At 43.2% G+C, this 17,420-nt stretch carries 19 protein-coding genes and 1 pseudogene; 6 read left to right on the top strand and 14 right to left on the bottom strand.

Annotated features, from left to right (window positions below):
• Positions 1-41 precede the first annotated feature (41 nt).
• Entirely contained in the window at positions 42-266 is a 225-nt protein-coding gene (locus tag ACOCD9_RS08195; RefSeq protein WP_419547045.1) for a Calvin cycle protein CP12, read from the bottom strand.
• A gap of 375 nt (positions 267-641) precedes the next feature.
• Complete coding sequence (locus ACOCD9_RS08200) at positions 642-959, bottom strand: hypothetical protein (protein ID WP_002751353.1); 318 nt, start codon at positions 957-959, stop codon at positions 642-644.
• Between the two features lie 190 nt (positions 960-1,149).
• On the opposite strand from ACOCD9_RS08200, the gene ACOCD9_RS08205 reads away from it, so the two are divergent.
• A complete protein-coding gene (locus tag ACOCD9_RS08205; protein ID WP_419547046.1) occupies positions 1,150-1,485 on the top strand; it encodes a hypothetical protein in 336 nt (111 codons plus the stop codon).
• Between the two features lie 6 nt (positions 1,486-1,491).
• On the opposite strand, the gene ACOCD9_RS08210 is transcribed toward ACOCD9_RS08205, so the two are convergent.
• The 7 genes and pseudogenes from ACOCD9_RS08210 to ACOCD9_RS08240 form a co-directional block, all read right to left on the bottom strand.
• A complete protein-coding gene (locus ACOCD9_RS08210; RefSeq protein ID WP_288032170.1) occupies positions 1,492-1,887 on the bottom strand; it encodes a hypothetical protein in 396 nt (131 codons plus the stop codon).
• A gap of 89 nt (positions 1,888-1,976) precedes the next feature.
• Positions 1,977-2,248 (bottom strand): annotated as a pseudogene (locus tag ACOCD9_RS08215) (aconitate hydratase B); the annotation flags it as partial.
• A 222-nt stretch (positions 2,249-2,470) separates the two neighbouring features.
• A complete protein-coding gene (locus tag ACOCD9_RS08220; protein ID WP_419547048.1) occupies positions 2,471-2,659 on the bottom strand; it encodes a hypothetical protein in 189 nt (62 codons plus the stop codon).
• 77 nt (positions 2,660-2,736) lie between these two features.
• Positions 2,737-3,018 (bottom strand): type II toxin-antitoxin system YafQ family toxin, encoded by a 282-nt coding sequence (locus ACOCD9_RS08225; RefSeq protein WP_419547049.1) that lies wholly within the window; start codon positions 3,016-3,018, stop codon positions 2,737-2,739.
• Positions 3,015-3,230 (bottom strand): hypothetical protein, encoded by a 216-nt coding sequence (locus tag ACOCD9_RS08230; RefSeq protein WP_002755017.1) that lies wholly within the window; start codon positions 3,228-3,230, stop codon positions 3,015-3,017. The genes ACOCD9_RS08225 and ACOCD9_RS08230 overlap by 4 nt, the downstream gene beginning before the upstream one ends.
• Positions 3,231-3,356: 126 nt before the next feature.
• On the bottom strand, positions 3,357-3,701 hold the full coding sequence (locus ACOCD9_RS08235; RefSeq protein ID WP_287703782.1) for a hypothetical protein: 345 nt from the start codon (positions 3,699-3,701) through the stop codon (positions 3,357-3,359).
• Between the two features lie 313 nt (positions 3,702-4,014).
• Entirely contained in the window at positions 4,015-4,647 is a 633-nt protein-coding gene (locus tag ACOCD9_RS08240; RefSeq protein WP_419547051.1) for an ABC transporter ATP-binding protein, read from the bottom strand.
• An 85-nt stretch (positions 4,648-4,732) separates the two neighbouring features.
• Here ACOCD9_RS08240 and ACOCD9_RS08245 point away from each other — a divergent pair, with 85 nt between their 5' ends.
• Both ACOCD9_RS08245 and ACOCD9_RS08250 read left to right on the top strand, forming a co-directional pair.
• Complete coding sequence (locus ACOCD9_RS08245; RefSeq protein ID WP_287703780.1) at positions 4,733-5,647, top strand: Sll0314/Alr1548 family TPR repeat-containing protein; 915 nt, start codon at positions 4,733-4,735, stop codon at positions 5,645-5,647.
• 591 nt (positions 5,648-6,238) lie between these two features.
• Positions 6,239-7,279 (top strand): fatty acid desaturase, encoded by a 1,041-nt coding sequence (locus ACOCD9_RS08250; RefSeq protein WP_287700003.1) that lies wholly within the window; start codon positions 6,239-6,241, stop codon positions 7,277-7,279.
• A 131-nt stretch (positions 7,280-7,410) separates the two neighbouring features.
• Here the strand turns inward: ACOCD9_RS08250 and ACOCD9_RS08255 are convergent, their stop codons facing one another.
• Positions 7,411-8,997 (bottom strand): serine/threonine-protein kinase, encoded by a 1,587-nt coding sequence (locus tag ACOCD9_RS08255; protein WP_287700002.1) that lies wholly within the window; start codon positions 8,995-8,997, stop codon positions 7,411-7,413.
• Positions 8,998-9,299: 302 nt separating this feature from the next.
• Positions 9,300-10,790, bottom strand: a complete 1,491-nt coding sequence (locus tag ACOCD9_RS08260) for a UDP-N-acetylmuramoyl-L-alanyl-D-glutamate--2,6-diaminopimelate ligase (RefSeq protein WP_419547053.1) — start codon at positions 10,788-10,790, stop codon at positions 9,300-9,302.
• 387 nt (positions 10,791-11,177) lie between these two features.
• Here ACOCD9_RS08260 and ACOCD9_RS08265 point away from each other — a divergent pair, with 387 nt between their 5' ends.
• Entirely contained in the window at positions 11,178-11,924 is a 747-nt protein-coding gene (locus ACOCD9_RS08265) for a DUF4079 domain-containing protein (RefSeq protein WP_287700000.1), read from the top strand.
• 6 nt (positions 11,925-11,930) lie between these two features.
• On the opposite strand, the gene ACOCD9_RS08270 is transcribed toward ACOCD9_RS08265, so the two are convergent.
• Together ACOCD9_RS08270 and ACOCD9_RS08275 are read right to left on the bottom strand one after the other, a co-directional pair.
• On the bottom strand, positions 11,931-13,547 hold the full coding sequence (locus ACOCD9_RS08270; RefSeq protein WP_419547055.1) for a hypothetical protein: 1,617 nt from the start codon (positions 13,545-13,547) through the stop codon (positions 11,931-11,933).
• 310 nt (positions 13,548-13,857) lie between these two features.
• A complete protein-coding gene (locus ACOCD9_RS08275; protein ID WP_419547056.1) occupies positions 13,858-16,083 on the bottom strand; it encodes a glycosyltransferase in 2,226 nt (741 codons plus the stop codon).
• 186 nt (positions 16,084-16,269) lie between these two features.
• On the opposite strand from ACOCD9_RS08275, the gene ACOCD9_RS08280 reads away from it, so the two are divergent.
• Complete coding sequence (locus ACOCD9_RS08280) at positions 16,270-16,452, top strand: hypothetical protein (protein WP_002769951.1); 183 nt, start codon at positions 16,270-16,272, stop codon at positions 16,450-16,452.
• Here ACOCD9_RS08280 and ACOCD9_RS08285 read toward each other — a convergent pair.
• Positions 16,445-16,984 carry an NUDIX hydrolase gene (locus ACOCD9_RS08285; RefSeq protein WP_287699997.1) on the bottom strand — a complete coding sequence of 180 codons (540 nt, stop codon included), beginning with the start codon at positions 16,982-16,984 and terminating at the stop codon, positions 16,445-16,447. The two genes, ACOCD9_RS08280 and ACOCD9_RS08285, sit on opposite strands and share 8 nt — an antisense overlap.
• 120 nt (positions 16,985-17,104) lie before the next feature.
• On the opposite strand from ACOCD9_RS08285, the gene rpsN reads away from it, so the two are divergent.
• The gene (gene rpsN, locus ACOCD9_RS08290; protein ID WP_002740009.1) at positions 17,105-17,407 is read left to right on the top strand and encodes a 30S ribosomal protein S14; all 303 of its coding nucleotides are present in this window, start codon (positions 17,105-17,107) and stop codon (positions 17,405-17,407) included.
• Positions 17,408-17,420 lie beyond the last annotated feature (13 nt).

The following is a 17,420-nucleotide window of genomic DNA, read 5'->3' on the forward strand; positions in this document are numbered from 1 at the left end:
GATTCTACTGTGAGGAGAGAAAAAACCGCTGCCCGACTCCATTAATCGTCATAAACGCGACACTCGGCGGCATCGGGATTAGCATCACAATACTGTTCGAAGTAGGTTTTTTGGGGGTGGTCTTGACGTTGGTGAGCGGCTTCTGCTTGTAATTCTTCCACCGCATCCCAAGCGGCGGCGCATTCGCCAGAGGTGGCACCTTCCGTACTACAGACGGTTCTGGCGTTTTCTAGCTCTTCTTGAATTTTATCTTGGATATTGCTCATGATTCCTCTGGAATTGATCTATTGACACTCTAACAATTATACAGTCACCTTCTCAAGCCACAGGATCGGTTATCCCACTCGATCGCCTTTCCTGTGCTATTGAGCCGATCCTAGCGCAATTTTTGGGGAATTTAAGATCAAGATTTCCTGACTAGGCCAATTTTTAGCCCAGATTTCGCACTGGAGAAACGCCACAGGGATTTCTCCCCGGGATAGACAGCGAGCAGAAGCATATACTGACTTATTTAGGCCGTCTTACCCCAAATCCGTTTTTAATAGTGTGATTAACTGCCAAGTTATCGATTGTTTTTCCCCGCTCTGGCACTCACCTACTCTCCCATCCCTTTTACACAGGATTTAGTATCATTCTAGGGACTAGGGGAAAAAGACTGTTTTGCTGGCAATAGTCAGCATTCCTGTCACCAAAATGCCGACAATGCTAAGGAATCCAATGGTGGTAATGTTGACTCGTGCGTTGAGATCGTCAACCCGTTTTTCTAGTCGCGTAACTTTGGCATCTAAGGCCTTAATATCCCCTTTAATTTCTCCTAAACTGTTTTCGATCGCCTTCTGTCCATTTTCTAGGTTTGTCAGTCGGGACTCGATCGCTGTCAGTCGGGATTCGATCGCTTTCTGTCCGCTAACGATTAAATCTTCTAACCTTTTCAGATCATTCTCGGTAACTGCTGTCATCACTGACAATCCTCTTATAGTTGAATTTTTCCTAGTCTCCTATCAATACTTTATCAATATTTTCTCGGTCGAGCATTTCTACTCTAGAATAAAAGATGTTGCAATCCCTGTTAGGGAATTTCTCAGAAACTTGAGGTATATTAAGTGTGACATAATCACAGTTTCGCATTTAACCTTCATAAGATGGAATATGAATATCATTGACGCTTTAAATCTCAAAAACCCCCAAGATTACCCCTCTAGAGAAGCTTATCAGCAAGACGTTCTCAAAGCGGTACAGGTCTTAATGCGTTTAGGTATTATGGATAGTCCCTCGGCCGATTTAACCGCTTCCCTAGACTCTATCCTTGAGAAATTACAAGAGGATGAACTGGCTATCTACGGTAGAAAACGCAGTAAACAAGAAATTATCGCCGATTTAAAGCAAGTTAATAGTGAAATTGCCGAACTCGATCGAGAAATAGCTGACTTAGAATGGCAAATTGCGCTCAAAAAAGCTGAAATATCTGTTAATGAAACATCTTAGGGTTTTTTATCTTGATTCTGTTTCGGTTTCTCCAAACTGAGCGCAATAATCATCAAGACGGTTTTCCAGAAGCATCCTTAAGAGTTTAATAATAATTAGGGCTACGATCGCTAAGGGGATATTGCTGCCAAAGGTAATTCCGATCACCCCTTCCACTATATCTGCTGTCGTTCTCGTCGCTCTTCGATGATAAAAATGACAAAATTTTGCCTTAAAAGTCGGTGATTCAGTAGCTGTCTCGGCAATTTCTGCCAGTCCTTTCAGTTTTTCTGGTGTATCGTAGGAAGTATATTCATTCTCCAGTTGTCTGCGCTGCTCTTCCAACTGACGACGACGCAGACGAGCAGACTCTAAACGGCGCTGAAAAGCTTCCAGTTCTTCTAATTCATTAAAAGTGTTCATGGGTGATAACATTTTTGGGTAAGAGCAGGGCTTTCGTTGTGTAGCAATTCATTCTTCATATTCTGATTTGACAACACCGGTTTCTAACATACCAAAGCATGGAGGGGAATATCGGGCCGGTTAGCAAGTTTCGGTTTAGCGATAAACCAAGCGCCATTAGCCCAAGCATCGATAACCTGTTTAGCATAGGGATTGGTGTCGGATAATTCCAAAACCTCGTTAAGGGTCAGCAATTCTCCCTTGAGTTCTTCGGGCGGATTTTTGAGTATTTCGCATAATTCCGCCGTTTGTTGGGCATTGAGGGGAAGGGGAGGGATACCTTCGCTCGCTCGGCAACGTGTCGGTGATAGGCTTCTAACATAGGTCTATTGTCTCCTAGTCTTCACTTGTGACGGTTTCTTCCTAGGTTACTGGATTTTTGCTAGTCTCTGAATTTCTCGGTTAACGAGACATGACTTTGCTGTGCGATTTCCATAAAAAGTGAGACATGACTTTGCTGTGCGATTTCCATAAAATGAGAAAATAGCGATCGATTGACTATATTAAGGCGTAGATAATGGCTATCACCGATTCTGATCTAGATTTAGCACAATATATCGACCATGGTTCCCAATAAGCTAACCGCACCCTGGGGGGAGATAACGATCGAACCTATAATTGGAGGGTTCTTCGTTACTTGGTATGGTTCGATAGGGTAGCATAAATCGACTAAATCCTTATCTGGCAAAAGATTTAATTGATTAGTTCGCTCTAGATCAAAAACAATTGACAAAAATCGCTAAATGCCTTTCTCTATAAGGGTTCCATCCCTTATAACCCTCGTCCATTGCATAACACAAACCGAAGAGCCTAATAAACTTCATCGTGAGTCCCAATTGACTCTAAAAGAATTGCCTGTTTCTGCTCATATTCAACGAATTTAAAGACAATTCTTAAATCATAGCCGACACTACAAGCATAAGAATCTTTAAGCTCCCCTTTTAATTTGTGTGTTCTTAATCGAGGTTGAAATGGATCTACGGATAATAAAGCTAAAGTTTCTCGGATATTTTGAGCTAAAAAAGGCTTTTTTTTGACAATTTTTCGAGCATTTCTAATAAATATATTGGAGCGTAATAAAACAAAATTCACGAAAGGATTTCCTCCATGATTTGTTCAGGTGTCAGGGGTTGACATTGACCTTGTGCAAATTCTTGTTGAGCTTCTTGAACATCTCTAACCAACTCTGTTCTTTTTTGATCTCGAAGACGATTCTGTAAAATATGAATGAGATTTTCTTGATCTTCAAGGGGAAGTTGCTCGGCTGCTTCTAAAATCTCTGCAAAGGTTGTTTGTATTGCCATTTTCTTAAGGGGCGATCGATTAAACTATCTAGAATTTACAATCAAGGCTAAAAATGATGTTGGGTTTCGTTCCGAGTACCCCACCTAAGAGATTGGTGATCGCACTAAGTTAAATTAGGTCGAGGTCTATTGGATTGATTGCTCAACTTCAACAATATCAAAATCTGGAGCCACATAATAATTTATGTATCCAGGCTTAACATCAAACCAAACAGATAAAGTTAAAATTTGTTTCCCATTGGGAGAAATAAAGGTAGCACTACATAATCTGTTTCCACAAATAATTTCAGGCCAACCTGGTACATAATCTGGAACAATACTTGGTTTTGGCTTCCAACCTAAATTGAGAATTTCTTGACGATATTCACCATAGGGAGATAAACCCTTAGTGGGGACTAGCTGTGCCTTAACCGCCTCTCCCCACAAGAAAACCCCAAAAAATAATATCCCGATATTTAACTTAATACTCATTATCCTTATTCAGCGAGAGTTACCGCATAACCATTCATTATATGGACATTTTTTGTCTAGTCAACTATTTATAACTAACTATATTATGCCCAAGCTTATATATACAATCAATATATACATAACCTATATGTATAATACATACATAACGAACGCCTGTTCCCCAGTTTTAAGAAGTGCCTAGGAGACAATTCATACTCTTTCAAGTCAGGAGATAGGAGATGGGGGAATGGGGAGATAGGGAAGTGGGGAAATTTCAACTAATACTCCAAAACCCCAAAACCTCAAAACCCCAAAACCTCAACTATCTGTTTTTTTACTTTATTACTTCCCTCAAATGTCCTTGTTCAATTTTCCAGTGACGGTCAGCAATAGGCAATAATTCCCCAGCATCGTGACTAACTACTAATAAAGTCCAGTGTTGTTTGAGACTAGCGAGAAGTTTAGCCAATTGACGACGCATAGACCAATCTAAACCGGCCGTAGGTTCATCGAGAAGTAACAGATTAGGCTGCCGGATTAACTGGACAGCGAGGGATAAACGACGCTGTTGACCCCCACTAAGATTGTGGGGAGAAGTATCCAGGGGAATGTTTTCTAATCCTACCTCCTTTAAGGCCGCCGTTAGGCGATCGCTTTTAATCTCCGGATGACCGAGACGCAACTCCTCAAGGATGGTTTTACCGCAAAAATGACGTTCAGGAAACTGAAAAACGATTCCTCCTAATTGTTGCAGGTGCAGCACCGTTAATTCTTGGTCGCGCCAGTGAATTGTCCCTCCTGTTTTATCGGCAAAGCCTGCTAAAATTTCCAAAAGAGTCGTTTTTCCGGAACCACTGGGCCCGACAATCAGACCTAATTCTTGGGGTGCTAATTCGAGATTAATCCCCTGTAAAATGGGATTGAGAGCAGCGGGAGGATGATAAACCACATCTTTGAGATAAAGCATTGACAGGAAAATAACTGGAAATTAAGTCTAGAAACCCGTTTCTATTGTGACAGATTTTTTCATTCGCTCAAGGAGACTTTTGACCATGGTGCTGAGGTTAGGTTTAACGAAAAAAATGGCGATCGGTGCTTCGCTGGCTGTTATGGTAATGGTTAACTGGATTGGTCCCGGGTTAGCCGGAGATCCTTTCCGCAAAACCAATCCCCGACCGATTGGCGATAAGACCGAGGCCGCTTTTAACGCTATTTTTAAACAAGGTAACTATCTAGAGGCAAAAAAATTAATTGTTGAGGCCACGGAAAAGGAACCCCAAGAACCTTTGTCCCATGCTATGCGTGCCTCTCTTGCTTTTACTGACCAGGATTGGAACACCCTAAAAACCTACTCCGAGAAAACTAAGGCAGCGGCCAAACAAATGCAGGCCAGCGACCCCTTAAGGGGAAATTTGTATCTCGCGGTGGGGAGTTTTTTGGAGGGAACCTACGTTTTTCAAACCGAAGGAGCAGTATCGGCTATCCCCAGATTACAACAGGTGTTTCAGTATTTGGAAACCGCAGAAAAAGCTAATCCTACGGATCCAGAATTGAACCTGTTAAAGGGTTATATGGATTTGATTTTAGCGGTTAATCTGCCCTTTTCTAGTCCCCAAGAGGCAATTCAACGGCTAGAAACTTATGGAAGTCCTGATTACTTGGTCGATCGAGGTATCGCTCTAGCTTACCGGGATTTAAAGCAGTATGATCAGGCTTTGCGGTTTATCGATAACGCTCTGAAAGCGACCCCCGATAATCCGGAATTAATGTATCTGAAAGGTCAAATCCTGAGAATTCAAGGCAATACGGATAAAAATTCCGGCTCTTTGAAACTGGCACTAGATTACTTTAATAATGCCCTGAAAAAACAGGAACAACTCCCCGAATCAGTCAAAAAACAGTTAAATCGTGAACACCGTAAGGTACAGGAGGAGATTAAATCCCTAGAAAACACAGCTAGTCGTTAAAAAACGTCTAAAAATAGTCAATATTTGTTTTTTTATCAGTTATCAGTTTTTGAAGGCAGGAGGCAAGAGGCAAAGGGCAAAAGGCAGCCGTCAAGAGTGCATCGCAGATTTGCAGGAATACCGACAATCAGCAATTATCAGTGACTCTTAGATGATAACAAATGTATCAGCAGCTGCGTGTAAGCATCCCACCGAAAAACTAATGCGCGGGGGGTTTGGGGGCGGCACTTCGACACGCTCAGTGACCGCGCCACGCCCCCAACGGGGGGTTTGGGGGGTAGAACCCCCCAAAAGCTGGGATTGAGTGGTAAAATCAGAAACAACGCCCGATTTTAGCAGGGGGGTTTCTCCGTAAAAATCCCAATTGGTAGATTTACAAAAATGAGATGTACCCGCCGTCAAATTTTGCCAAAACAGAAAATCCCCTCTTATGTTATATAAAGTAAAGGATTATTAAGCTTCGCGGAAGTTTATTAATTAAAGTTAAAAATATATTGACAAAAAAATTGGCTTGTGGTATAGAGCAGAATTTGGCTAAACCTCCTAGCTGATTTATTGTCAAGGGTTCACCTAAGTGTAATTGGAGATTTCATGACGGCAACGACGGATAAATTGCATGGGGAGTTGATCACCTCGATCGAGCCAGACTTTAAACTGAAAGATATTATTAAAAGCATTCCCAAAGAATATTTCCAGAAAGACCCAGTTAAAGCTTGGTTTGGTGTGATTACGAATATTTTGGCGGTCATTGCGGGTTATGCAATGCTAGTTTATTCTCCCTGGTATTTACTGCCTTTAGCTTGGATTTTCACTGGTACAGCTTTAACGGGATTCTTTGTGATCGCCCATGATTGCGGTCATCGGTCTTTTTCCAATCGACCCTGGGTTAATGATCTTGTCGGTCATATTTTCCTCTTACCGCTTATCTATCCCTTCCACTGTTGGCGTTTCCTCCATGATCGCCATCATGCTAAAACTAACATGGTAACGATAGATAATGCTTGGGATCCATGGGAACTAGACGCTTTTAACTCGGCCAATCCCCTAGTGCGTCTCTTTTATCGCGGCATTCGCGGACGTTTCTGGTGGCTCGGTTCGATCGCCCACTGGGCTATTCTACACTTCAACATCGAACAATTCAAGGAGAACGAACGGGAAAAAGCGCGCTTTTCGATGATTGTCGTCCTAGTTTTTGCCGCTATTTTTTTCCCAACCCTAATTTTCTACACTGGTGTCTGGGGGTTCGTTAAATTTTGGGTGGTGCCTTGGTTTGTCTATCATTTTTGGATGAGTACCTTTACCCTTGTCCATCACACAGACCCCGATATTCAATTTTCCTATCCCGAAGACTGGAATCAAGCTTTAGCGCAACTAGAGGGAACGGTTCACTGTAGCTATCCCCGTTGGGTAGAAATTCTCTGTCACGATATTAATGTCCATATCCCCCATCATATCTCGACGGCGATTCCTTCCTATAACCTCCGCAAAGTTCACGCTAGTCTCAAAGAAAATTGGGGTAGTCACCTAAAAGAAACTGAGTTTTCTTGGCCATTAATGAAACGAATTGTTGATTATTGCCATATTTTCGACTCCGAAACCGCCTACAAAACCTTTAAGGAAAGTCGCGGTTAAATCAGTGATCAGTTATCAGTGATCAGTGGGTAAGTTATCAGCTATCAGATTTGAGTTTTAAGTGACAGTATTAAATCGAAGTTTCCTACTGTCTTTTCACTGATTACTGATTGCTGTTTACTGAAAAAAGATTACCAGGAACCGCGTTTACCATTGGGCATCACTGTTAACCAATTGGTTTTTGCTAGGACGATTTGTTCTGGATTTACTTGGGCATCAGAGAGATTAGCCCCGCAAAGATTAGCGTTTTTAAGATTAGCGTGGCGAAGATTGGCTCCAGTGAGATTCGCCCCGCGCAAATCGGACTCTTCCAGGTCTGCATAACCGAGATAGGCATTATTTAAATTGGTATTTTTGAGAATCGCTTGACTGAGATTAGCCCGGCCCAAATCCGCATTGGACAGATCCGCCCCTTGTAAATTAGTTCCTGTTAATTTGCATTGAAAGAAATTTACCCGCAAAAGTTGTGCTTTAGACAGATTGAGATTCGATAATTCCTCCTGGGCGAAATTGCGCCGGCCGTTATTGTAAGCATCGAGAATCGCTTTTTCATCTAAGCGGCGTTTTCTCTTCGGTGAGGTTATATCTGGGCTGCTGTGGTCTTTATTTTTAGATTGTATATTTGTATTGGTTGTTGAAAAGGCCATCTGCGCCCCCGGCAGATTATCTGGAGAGGCCTCTGGATTTTTATTTTTGGGGCGAAATTTAGAGTTGAGAGGGCCAGAAACGAAGGAAGTGGCTATTTGACCTGAATCTTGTGGTGGTTTCGGGGAAGTAACCATTGGAGCCGCGATTAAACTTTGGGCTAGACTATCGGCATAAGCAGTCATGTCTAAAGCATCCATTACCTCTTGGGCGGATTTGTAGCGATGACGGACGGAGACTTCCAGCATTTTTTTCAGGACTTTAGCAAACTGGGGACTCACCTTGACTAATTTTTCCCAGAGTAATTCACCTGTATTGACATCAACTTCGATAGCCTTAGGAGATCTGCCCGTGAGTAGATAGATACAGGTAACTCCCACGGCATAGATATCACTGGCATAGACCGGACGCATGGCCATCTGTTCGGGAGGGGCAAAACCTTGGGTACCCACGGCAAAATTAGTGAAAGCGTTTTGAGAATTGACATTGGCAATAACAGTGTTAACCTGATTTTTGACAGCCCCAAAGTCAATCAGAACCAATTTTCGATCCGTTTGCCGAAGAATTAGGTTAGCGGGTTTGATATCCCGATGAATTACCTTTTGTTTGTGGATATATTTCAAAATCGGCAAAAGTTCACTTAAAAACTGTTTGACTCCCGCTTCGCTAAACGGTCCGCGTTTTTTTACCTCTTGGTACAGGTTATGACCTTTAACGTATTCCTGAACTAGATAAAACTGTTGATTATCTTCAAAATAGTCTAATAATCGGGGAACCTGCGGATGAACTCCCAGTTTTCCTAGGGTTTCCGCTTCTCGCTCAAAAAGTTCCTTGGACATCTGAAAAACACTAGCATCATCAGTGCAAGGTCGCAGTTGTTTGACCACACATAGGGGGGTACCTGGTAGGGACAAATCCGATGAGACAAAGGTTGCCCCAAACCCTCCTTTCCCTAAAATGCCTAGAATTCGATAGCGGTTGTGCAGAAGCAGTTTTGAACCGCAACTCTCGCAGATTAACGCTGTTGCGGCGTTTTTCGGTTGAGGACAGTCAGGATTAAGGCAGTAGGTCATATAGAGTCACCAGTTGACCGATACTTTTTTGCTAAGACAGTTCAAAAATGCACCCTCAGAGATTCCCCTCAAGAGGAGGTATCTCCGAAAGTCCAAAACCAGAGCCATGAAACATTCAAAGCGCCTGTAACGCTTTTTCTTGTCATTGCTTAGTTAACGCAGGGGCAACTTATCAAGATGGCGATTGCTTGCTAACTGGGATTTTTACCTAAACTCTTTTAGCTTACCACAGATTTTAAAATTGGCTACCTCTGCTAATTGTCAACTAATCTTAGCTTTTCTTGATGATTCATCATCCCTAATCACTTTTTCACTTTCATTAAAGCGGCCCGGGCCTGTTCGCGGTCATCGAAATGGATTTTTTCCGTCCCCAAAATTTGATAGTCTTCGTGACCTTTACCCGCAATAATTACTCCGTCTCCCGGTTGCGCTGCTTGAATAGCCGTGTCAATGGCCAAAGCGCGATCGCTAATTACCTGCACAGTAATTTCTGGGGGAATGCCAGCGATAATATCCTCAAGGATTCGTTCGGGAGCTTCTGTGCGGGGATTATCGGAGGTAACTATGGCTAAATCTGCTAATTCTGCCGCTATTTTCCCCATTAACGGCCGTTTTGTCCGATCTCGATCGCCGCCGCAACCAAAAACACAAATCATCCGACCAGAAATAAAGGGACGTGTTGCTTTTAAAACATTCTCTAAACTGTCGGGAGTATGGGCATAATCGACAATGACGCTGATATCCTGGTCAGGAGCGATGCTAACCCGTTCCATCCGCCCCGGTACTCCTGAAAACTGGGGAATTTGACCGATTACTGTCCCTAAATCTACACCACATTCTAACACTGCCGCCACCGCCGCCAAGAGGTTAGCCAGATTATATTGACCCACCAGAGGAGAAGCAAAGGCTATTTCTCCTTGGGGAGTCACCATCACCCCTTCCACTCCCGTGGGTTGATAGTGTAAATCTTTAGTATAAAAATCGGCATTAGCATCGGACACACTATAGGTTAAAACCTGTTGGGGAGACAGGGAGGCCGCTAAACGTTGACCATAGGCATCATCAAGGTTAATAATCGCCTTACCTTGCAGATAATCGGGACTAAATAATTTAGCTTTAGCGGCAAAATAATCCTCCATGTCGAGGTGATAATCGAGATGGTCCCGGGTGAGATTGGTAAACACCGTCACGGGAAAAGTACAACCCTGTACCCGTCCCTGGGCCAGTGCATGGGAACTAACTTCCATGACGGCGATTTCATTGCCGGCGCTCACCGCTTTGGCTAAACTGGCTTGTAACTCGTTAGCGAAAGGGGTGGTATGATTAGCAGTCTCTTGGAATCCTTGCCAACGGGTGTAAAGAGTCCCGAATAACGCGGTGGGAATGTTTGCTTGGCTGAGAAAATATTCAATTAAATGGGTGGTGGTGGTTTTGCCGTTGGTTCCCGTCACACCGATTAATTTTAGGGTTTGGGCCGGATAATGATAGAATTTAGCAGCGATCGCGGCAGTGGCAGTAACTAAATCTGCCACAACGATTACGCAAGCATCCTCCGGGGGGGGAAATTTAGCTGCGGCTGCTGGGGAGATAAGCGCCGCTAGGGCCCCGCTTTCCAAAGCGGAACGCCAAAATTCGCCGCCATCGACGCGAGTACCGGGTAAACCGATAAATAAATCTCCCGGTTGACAAGCATGGGAATTGGTGGAAATTCCTGTAATCTCGGTAATAGAAGCGATAGGAGAAGAAATCGGGGAAACCAGAGGAATAGTTGTTAAAAGTTCTTGTAGTTTCATAGTCAGGATTGAATCTAGGGATTGCTGCTTTTAGATTAGCCGATTATCAAAGAGGTTCCTAGGCCGAAGTGGGGGTGTGGGGTGTGGGCTTCGGCCGTGAGCTCAGCCGAACGGGTGTGGGGTGTGGGCTTCGGCCGTGAGCTCAGCGTTCGACCGAGCTCACGCCGAGGTCCGAACGGGTGTGGGGTGTGGGGAGAATAAAGCTGCCCTTTGCCCTTTGCCCTTTGCCCTTTGCCCTTTGCCTTTTGCCCTTTGCCTTTTGCCTTTTGCCTTTTGCCCTTTGCCTTTTGCCTTTTGCCTCCTGATATCTGCGATAAGCTAAAAAAAACAAGGCTATAGCTTGTCAACTATTGAAGATTTTCTGCTGACTATTTTCGGGATATTTATATGCAATTCGTCGATTTTCTGGCTCTCATTCATCCTGTCCTAGCGATAGTGGTCGTTTTCCCTATTATCGGCCTCGTAGTTAACTTTGCTTGGCAAACCCGTCAACGTCGCCTAGAAAGCAACGCAGGAAATAAAAGTAAAATTCCCCCAGTGGTCGGGCCAGAACATCTACGTTTAGGCCGCTGGTTAACGGGTACAGTGGTAGGGGTTAACCTGTTAGCACTAGCTTACTCGGTCGTTTACGGTTTTAATGGTTTTGTCGATAAACAAAAAGACGGAAAATTAGACTCCTTTCAGGCCTTTTTTGTGATTTTGATGTTTTTTGTCACCATTGCCTCTTTGGTCTGTCTCTACCGTGCTAGACAAGCACTCTGGCGCGGAATTTTTGCCACCTTGACTGGCATCGGTTTAATTATTATCGGTTCTCAGGATGGGGTCTGGCGACTCTCGGACCAATGGTACTGGTCTCACTACTATATCGGCATGGCCGCATCATTACTGATGATTTTCTCTCTGGCCATTGTCGAAGATATCTATAAAGACCGTTCCCATCGTTGGCGCATTGCCCATACAATCCTCAATTGTATCGCTCTGGCTCTCTTTCTGGGACAAGCCATGACCGGTTCGAGGGATTTGCTGGAAATTCCCCTCAGTTGGCAAAAACCAGCAATTTATCGCTGTGATTTCACCAATAAAACCTGTCCCGAACCGAAATCCTCAACCCCCCTCATCAACCCGATAAGTTAAACTTTTTTAGGGACTGGGAGAGGGAGAGGGTGAAGGAGTTGGGAAAGTGGGTACACACTTAGATGGCTCCGTGGGGGTATCACCCTCCTCCGGTACGGGTTCCTCACACCAATTGGCAATCTTACCAAGTTGGGGCAAAGTGCTTAAGGGATTGGGTTTCAGGTTTTCGATTAAGTCAGTCCATTCTACTCCTTGTATCACAGCAACTGCGCCGCTATTTGAGGCACAGGTTGAAATTTTCCCCCACTTCTTACCCCAGGCGGCACCGACGAAGTCACCGTTACCGGTTTTACCGAGGGAATAGTCAGGAGCAAAGATAAACGCTTCTAGTCTTTGGTTTTGACCCACTCTCAGACAAATTTGCGGCGCGGCGGCATCTAATCCATTATCGGCATAAATTTGTAGATTGCCCGGTTTACAAACCGTGGGTGGGCTAACACTGCTGCAGTCGTGTTCGATGACACCGTTAATATTACCTCTAACATAAAAAACCACCCGTTGCCCTGGAGTAATGGCAATCTTATCGTTACCACTCAAGTTGATATTATCAACGATATACTCGTACACCTGTACGCTTTGACCGTTAATCGTGCGATTAGTGGGTGTGTCTCCCTGTCTGGGAAAAGTTTTCTGAGCAGGCAAAAGAGGACTGGTAAGTTCTCCTAGGTTTGTAATACCGTTGGGAGGCTCCGGTAAATTGGGGAAAGGGACACCGACAAATTGCGCTTTGTAGGGGGTATTGGGTGCAGGTTCGGGGGGTTCGGGCTGTTGAATATTATTTTGGTTAATATGACATTCTAGGTTCGGTTGCAAAGTTCCTGTCTCCTCGACAAATCCCGTCGCCACCGTGGTGTCGCTCATAACCACATCCCCCTGAAATTTAGCACCGCCAGAATAATTCGGATTGCTGACCGTAATCTGGCTAGTTTGACTTAGATCTTCTGTGGCTCCCTCCCTTATCCACAAAGCGGGAACCGTGGTGCGAGTAAATGCGAGGGGAAGGGAAGGAAAAATAGGGATAGTTACCACCACGCGGTTACGCGAGGCGGCATTGTCGCCATCGATGTTATTTAGGTCTCCTGTTGGACTGAGGGAAAGTCCTTCGAGGGTGAGAACTCCCCAACCCAAACCGTCAGGGGGGGGATTGGTATCATCGAAATTGTATCCAACCACGCGATAATAACGATTATTACCGAGATCAAACCATTGACCCCCGCTCAAACCTCTTAATTCATCGATTTTTGCGCTCAGGGTAGCAGCAGCGTTGGGATCACTACAGGCGGCGGCAGTGTATAATTTTTTTAAATCTTTTTGTAAACCTGGACTGGGAGTAGGAACTACTTGGGCGGTCTGCCAACAGTCCCCAGAAGGACAATTACTATTAAACTTCGCCATAACTCGAACGCTATTCAGTAAATCCTGCACGCGAGCCAGCCCAGCTTCGGAACTTGTTAAACTATCAGCCCGGGCTTTTTGGGCAATTACTTTCGATTGGTCTCCTTGGACGCGCATCATCATAGTTATTCCTGTTCCCATTATGATAACTCCAATTAACAGGGCAAGAGCCAAGGCAAACCCTTTTTCCCTATTAGCCATCAGGTGAAGGTATAAACAATTGTTCATGGGCCAGTCCATCTAAGAATGGTTACTTTTATTATAATACTGTCAAGTTTTGGTCAAGTGACAACTGTGATAATACAAGAATAGCACTGTGAGTAAAATCACAAACAAAAGCCAGTTGACACGATAATTAGCAATTAGTTTTTCGATAAGTAGGTAGGCGTTAAAAATTATCAGATGCCCCCTTTATTAAGGGGGGACTAAGGGGAGATCGGCACCCCCCTTATTAAGGAGGGCAGGGGGGATCGAACCTAAAATCTATTTTTAATTTAATTATAACCAGCTACTTAAGTATTTTCGACTTTTGACTAAACTAAAGGGCTGTTTTTCGATTCAGAATTGCCCGCCAAATCAAGCCGATCCCCCGACAAAAGCTGATAATTAACAACCAAAGTGATTGTAATTCTCCCGCCGTATTTTTCGGTTGCCAGCGCTGGGGACGACAGAATAAAAAAGTAATTAGCTTTCTCTGCTCTGATAGGGTAAGTGGCTGGAATTTAAGGGTCGCTTGCCAGATTTTTCCTCGTTTTTCTAGATTGACTAGATGAGCCGATAGGCGCAAATCTTCGCCTAAAATATCTAGGAGTAATTTTTCTGAGTAGATGGGTTCCCCTAGGTGAATTTCTGCTCCTATTTCCGAAAGTTTTTTGAGATTGCCCTGTATAATTATATCCGATTCTGTGATCAAGTTAACAGGAGATTCCAGCACTTGATATTGAGTTTCTAGGGTGAGGGGAGCTTCCAATAAAGCCACTAAAGCAGTCATGATAATAACCACGTTATATATAGCCAAAATCAAGCCAAAATTTAGGGGACTTGCTTGATAATTGTGATGGTGTAAATTAAAGAAAATACTAATTAAGGTAATGGTAAGAAAAAACAGCAATGGGTAGGATAAATGCCAATTATATTGATAATTTTGGCGAGCAATTCCCTTCGGTGTCACCTGAAATCCTTTGTCAAAGGGTTTCCAAAGAATATGGAGAACTGTTAGGGCTGTAGGTACACAAATAATCATCGATAGTACCTCAGAAAAAATAATCGAGCGCGAGCGACAATTTAACCAGTGATAAGTGGCTAACTGCAGCATCATGTAGGGTAAAAATATATAGATTGTCTCATCGATGGTAATGTTCAAAGGTACTATATAACCAAAGGTATAAAGGAGAGGAACAAGCAGAGAAAATAAACGAGCTAAGGGAGAAAACCAAGATAAAATTCCTTCTAAGTGTCCCAATCTTTGAGGTAGAGTTAGTCCCGCAATTTTTAGGGGATTAGCTTTGATAAAAAAGGCCTGTAAAGTTCCCCTTGCCCAGCGCAATCTTTGCAGTAAATAAGCTGATAAACTTTCAGCAGATAAACCAGCACTGAGTTTTTCATTTAAGTAAATAACTTCATAACCTTGGGCAGAGATAGCAATCCCAGTGAAATAGTCTTCACTAATAGATTCTGTATTGAAGTAGTCCACTTCCTCTAAGGCTTTTCTTCTGACAATAAAAGAAGTGCCAGCACAGACAGGACTACCCACCCCATCTTTAGCTGGTTGGATATGACGATAAAATAATTCTTCGTCGGGAGTAACGATATTTTCTAAACCTAAGTTATGGGCGATAGGATCGGCATTATAAAAGCTTTGGGGCGTTTGCACTAGGGCAATTTTGGGGTTTTGAAACCAGCCAACAGTTCTTTCTAGAAAGTTCCGACAAGGGATAAAATCTGCATCAAAAACTACCACTAATTCCCCTTGTGTTTGTCTGAGAGCATGGTTTAAATTACCTGCTTTAGCGTTTTTTCTATCCTCACGAGTCAGATAATGACAATTTAATTTTTCTGCCAATTGATGAATTTCTGACCTCTGGGTATCATCGAGAATATAAATATTTTTATGAGGATAATTAAGGGCTTGACAACCGATAATAGTTCTTTTTAAAATGAAGGCTGGCTCATTATAGGTGGGAATCAGAATATCTACCGTCGGTAAATATTGTTTATCGATCACCGCTTGGCTATAAAAATCAGCTTCTTTTCGTCTATCTTTCGTGGTTAAGACTAAAAATAACTGAATCATGCTACTACTTAAAACCATCATCTCAATGCCTAAAAGTAGTAAACTAAAAAAGCCATTGAGAGGGGTGGAAAAATTTAAAGTAGCCAGAATCCTCCAGATTAGATAGCGCAGGGTGATAGCGAGGGTGATAGAAATAATGACTAATCTTGACCAAACTTGCGGATGCGGAGACAAGAAAATGATCAACCGCGTAAAAATTAGCAGGATAACCGTGGGTAATAATAATTGATAGCTATGAGCAACCGAGGGAACTTTGATCCAAGCAAAGGGGTTAAAAAAATCTTCTACTAAACCAAGGAGTAATCGATAAATATTGTGTTCTGGCCAAGATAATGATAAACTGACCATCATTAACCCGCCGATCACTGCTAACATAATTAAGATAACTGATATTATCGCTAACATCGACTTAAATGGGGAGGAATACACTGGTTTTTGAGGGAATGGAAAAATCGATTCTTGGTTAGACATGAATCCTCTTCTGATCAAATAAATCTAACTACATTTTACAATTCTTAACAAAAAACTGGGCATTTTTGGCAATGACAGGAGCGCTCTCCACCAAAATGCTAAATTTTGTATCAAACCCAAGATGAAACTAGCGAGAAAAAGTGTAGAAATAGTATACTTCGGTTAACCGTGAGGAAAAATTAATCTATGATAGCCGTCAAAATCGCCGTTGTTAGCGCTCTCGTTTTAGTTGTGGTCAAATTCGTCGCTTCTGTTCTAGGTAAAGGCAATATACCCCTGCTTAATCAGGCTGTCACCGTGATTTTAAGCCTTTTTATCGGTTTTGAGTTGATTCAACTGGGACAAGCAGTGATTGAAAAGATTAATTAAGGGCTAAACGGGCCAGATAGAAGCTAGTAATAGTTTTAGCATCGATCGATTCTCCCTTGGCAATCGCCGATTCCATTTCCTCAAAACTCATCAAAACCACTTCCAGATCTTCATCCGCATCTTGAGCGGGGGGCAAGCTTAATTTTTCCAGATCCTGGGCCAGAAAAGCATAGATATATTCATCGGAATAACCCGGTGCCAGGGCAAATTTACCCAAAGATTGCCAATTGTGCGCCCGGTAGCCCGCTTCTTCCTCTAATTCTCGTTTTACCGTTGTAGCAGGGTCTTCTCCTTCATCAATCGTCCCGGCGGGAAATTCCAGAATTCGAGCTTGCAAACTAAATCGATACTGACGTACTAAAACTAATTGACCTTCCTTGGTGATTGGAACTGCTAAAGCACCCCCCGGATGACGCACACATTCCCATTCTCCCTCGACACCGTTAGGTAAACGCAGTTTCGAGACTTCAAATTGAAAGACGCGACCTTGATAAAAAAGACGTTGTTGGAGAAATTGAGGCGGTTCAGACATAGAAAATTTGCAACTAGGACTTTAAGAATTAATATCAAGAAATGTCACCTTTGTCACCGGTGTTTCAGGTTATAATGGAAAATGCTGTCTTTACAGGTTAAATCTTTTTCGAGAAACCCCATGGCAAAAAAATCGATGGTAGAACGCGAGAAAAAACGCGCTCGTCTCAGACAAAAATACGAAGCTAAAAGAGCGGAACTAAAAGAACAATTCCGCACCGCCGAAGATTTTGAAGAAAAACTGGCAATTCACCAAAAATTACAGGAATTACCCCGCAATAGCGCTCCCAGTCGTCACCGAAACCGTTGTTTAACGACCGGCAGACCGAGAGGATACTATCGCGATTTTGGTTTATCCCGCAACGTTTTACGCGAATGGGCCCACCAAGGTCTTTTACCCGGTGTGGTCAAGTCTAGCTGGTAGTCAGAAACAATAT

The sequence above is a fragment of the Microcystis sp. genome, assembly GCF_048564745.1.
Classification (GTDB): domain Bacteria; phylum Cyanobacteriota; class Cyanobacteriia; order Cyanobacteriales; family Microcystaceae; genus Microcystis; species Microcystis ichthyoblabe_A.

Coding starts and splice junctions, on each gene's coding strand:
- rpsN (WP_002740009.1), top strand. CDS start 17,105: ATGGCAAAAAAATCGATGGTAGAACGCGAGAAAAAACGCGCTCGTCTC.
- ACOCD9_RS08240 (WP_419547051.1), bottom strand. CDS start 4,647: ATGCTTTATCTCAAAGATGTGGTTTATCATCCTCCCGCTGCTCTCAAT.
- ACOCD9_RS08280 (WP_002769951.1), top strand. CDS start 16,270: ATGATAGCCGTCAAAATCGCCGTTGTTAGCGCTCTCGTTTTAGTTGTG.
- ACOCD9_RS08265 (WP_287700000.1), top strand. CDS start 11,178: ATGCAATTCGTCGATTTTCTGGCTCTCATTCATCCTGTCCTAGCGATA.
- ACOCD9_RS08200 (WP_002751353.1), bottom strand. CDS start 959: ATGACAGCAGTTACCGAGAATGATCTGAAAAGGTTAGAAGATTTAATC.
- ACOCD9_RS08210 (WP_288032170.1), bottom strand. CDS start 1,887: ATGAACACTTTTAATGAATTAGAAGAACTGGAAGCTTTTCAGCGCCGT.
- ACOCD9_RS08230 (WP_002755017.1), bottom strand. CDS start 3,230: ATGGCAATACAAACAACCTTTGCAGAGATTTTAGAAGCAGCCGAGCAA.
- ACOCD9_RS08195 (WP_419547045.1), bottom strand. CDS start 266: ATGAGCAATATCCAAGATAAAATTCAAGAAGAGCTAGAAAACGCCAGA.
- ACOCD9_RS08235 (WP_287703782.1), bottom strand. CDS start 3,701: ATGAGTATTAAGTTAAATATCGGGATATTATTTTTTGGGGTTTTCTTG.
- ACOCD9_RS08260 (WP_419547053.1), bottom strand. CDS start 10,790: ATGAAACTACAAGAACTTTTAACAACTATTCCTCTGGTTTCCCCGATT.
- ACOCD9_RS08285 (WP_287699997.1), bottom strand. CDS start 16,984: ATGTCTGAACCGCCTCAATTTCTCCAACAACGTCTTTTTTATCAAGGT.
- ACOCD9_RS08205 (WP_419547046.1), top strand. CDS start 1,150: ATGAATATCATTGACGCTTTAAATCTCAAAAACCCCCAAGATTACCCC.
- ACOCD9_RS08245 (WP_287703780.1), top strand. CDS start 4,733: ATGGTGCTGAGGTTAGGTTTAACGAAAAAAATGGCGATCGGTGCTTCG.
- ACOCD9_RS08255 (WP_287700002.1), bottom strand. CDS start 8,997: ATGACCTACTGCCTTAATCCTGACTGTCCTCAACCGAAAAACGCCGCA.
- ACOCD9_RS08275 (WP_419547056.1), bottom strand. CDS start 16,083: ATGTCTAACCAAGAATCGATTTTTCCATTCCCTCAAAAACCAGTGTAT.
- ACOCD9_RS08270 (WP_419547055.1), bottom strand. CDS start 13,547: ATGAACAATTGTTTATACCTTCACCTGATGGCTAATAGGGAAAAAGGG.
- ACOCD9_RS08250 (WP_287700003.1), top strand. CDS start 6,239: ATGACGGCAACGACGGATAAATTGCATGGGGAGTTGATCACCTCGATC.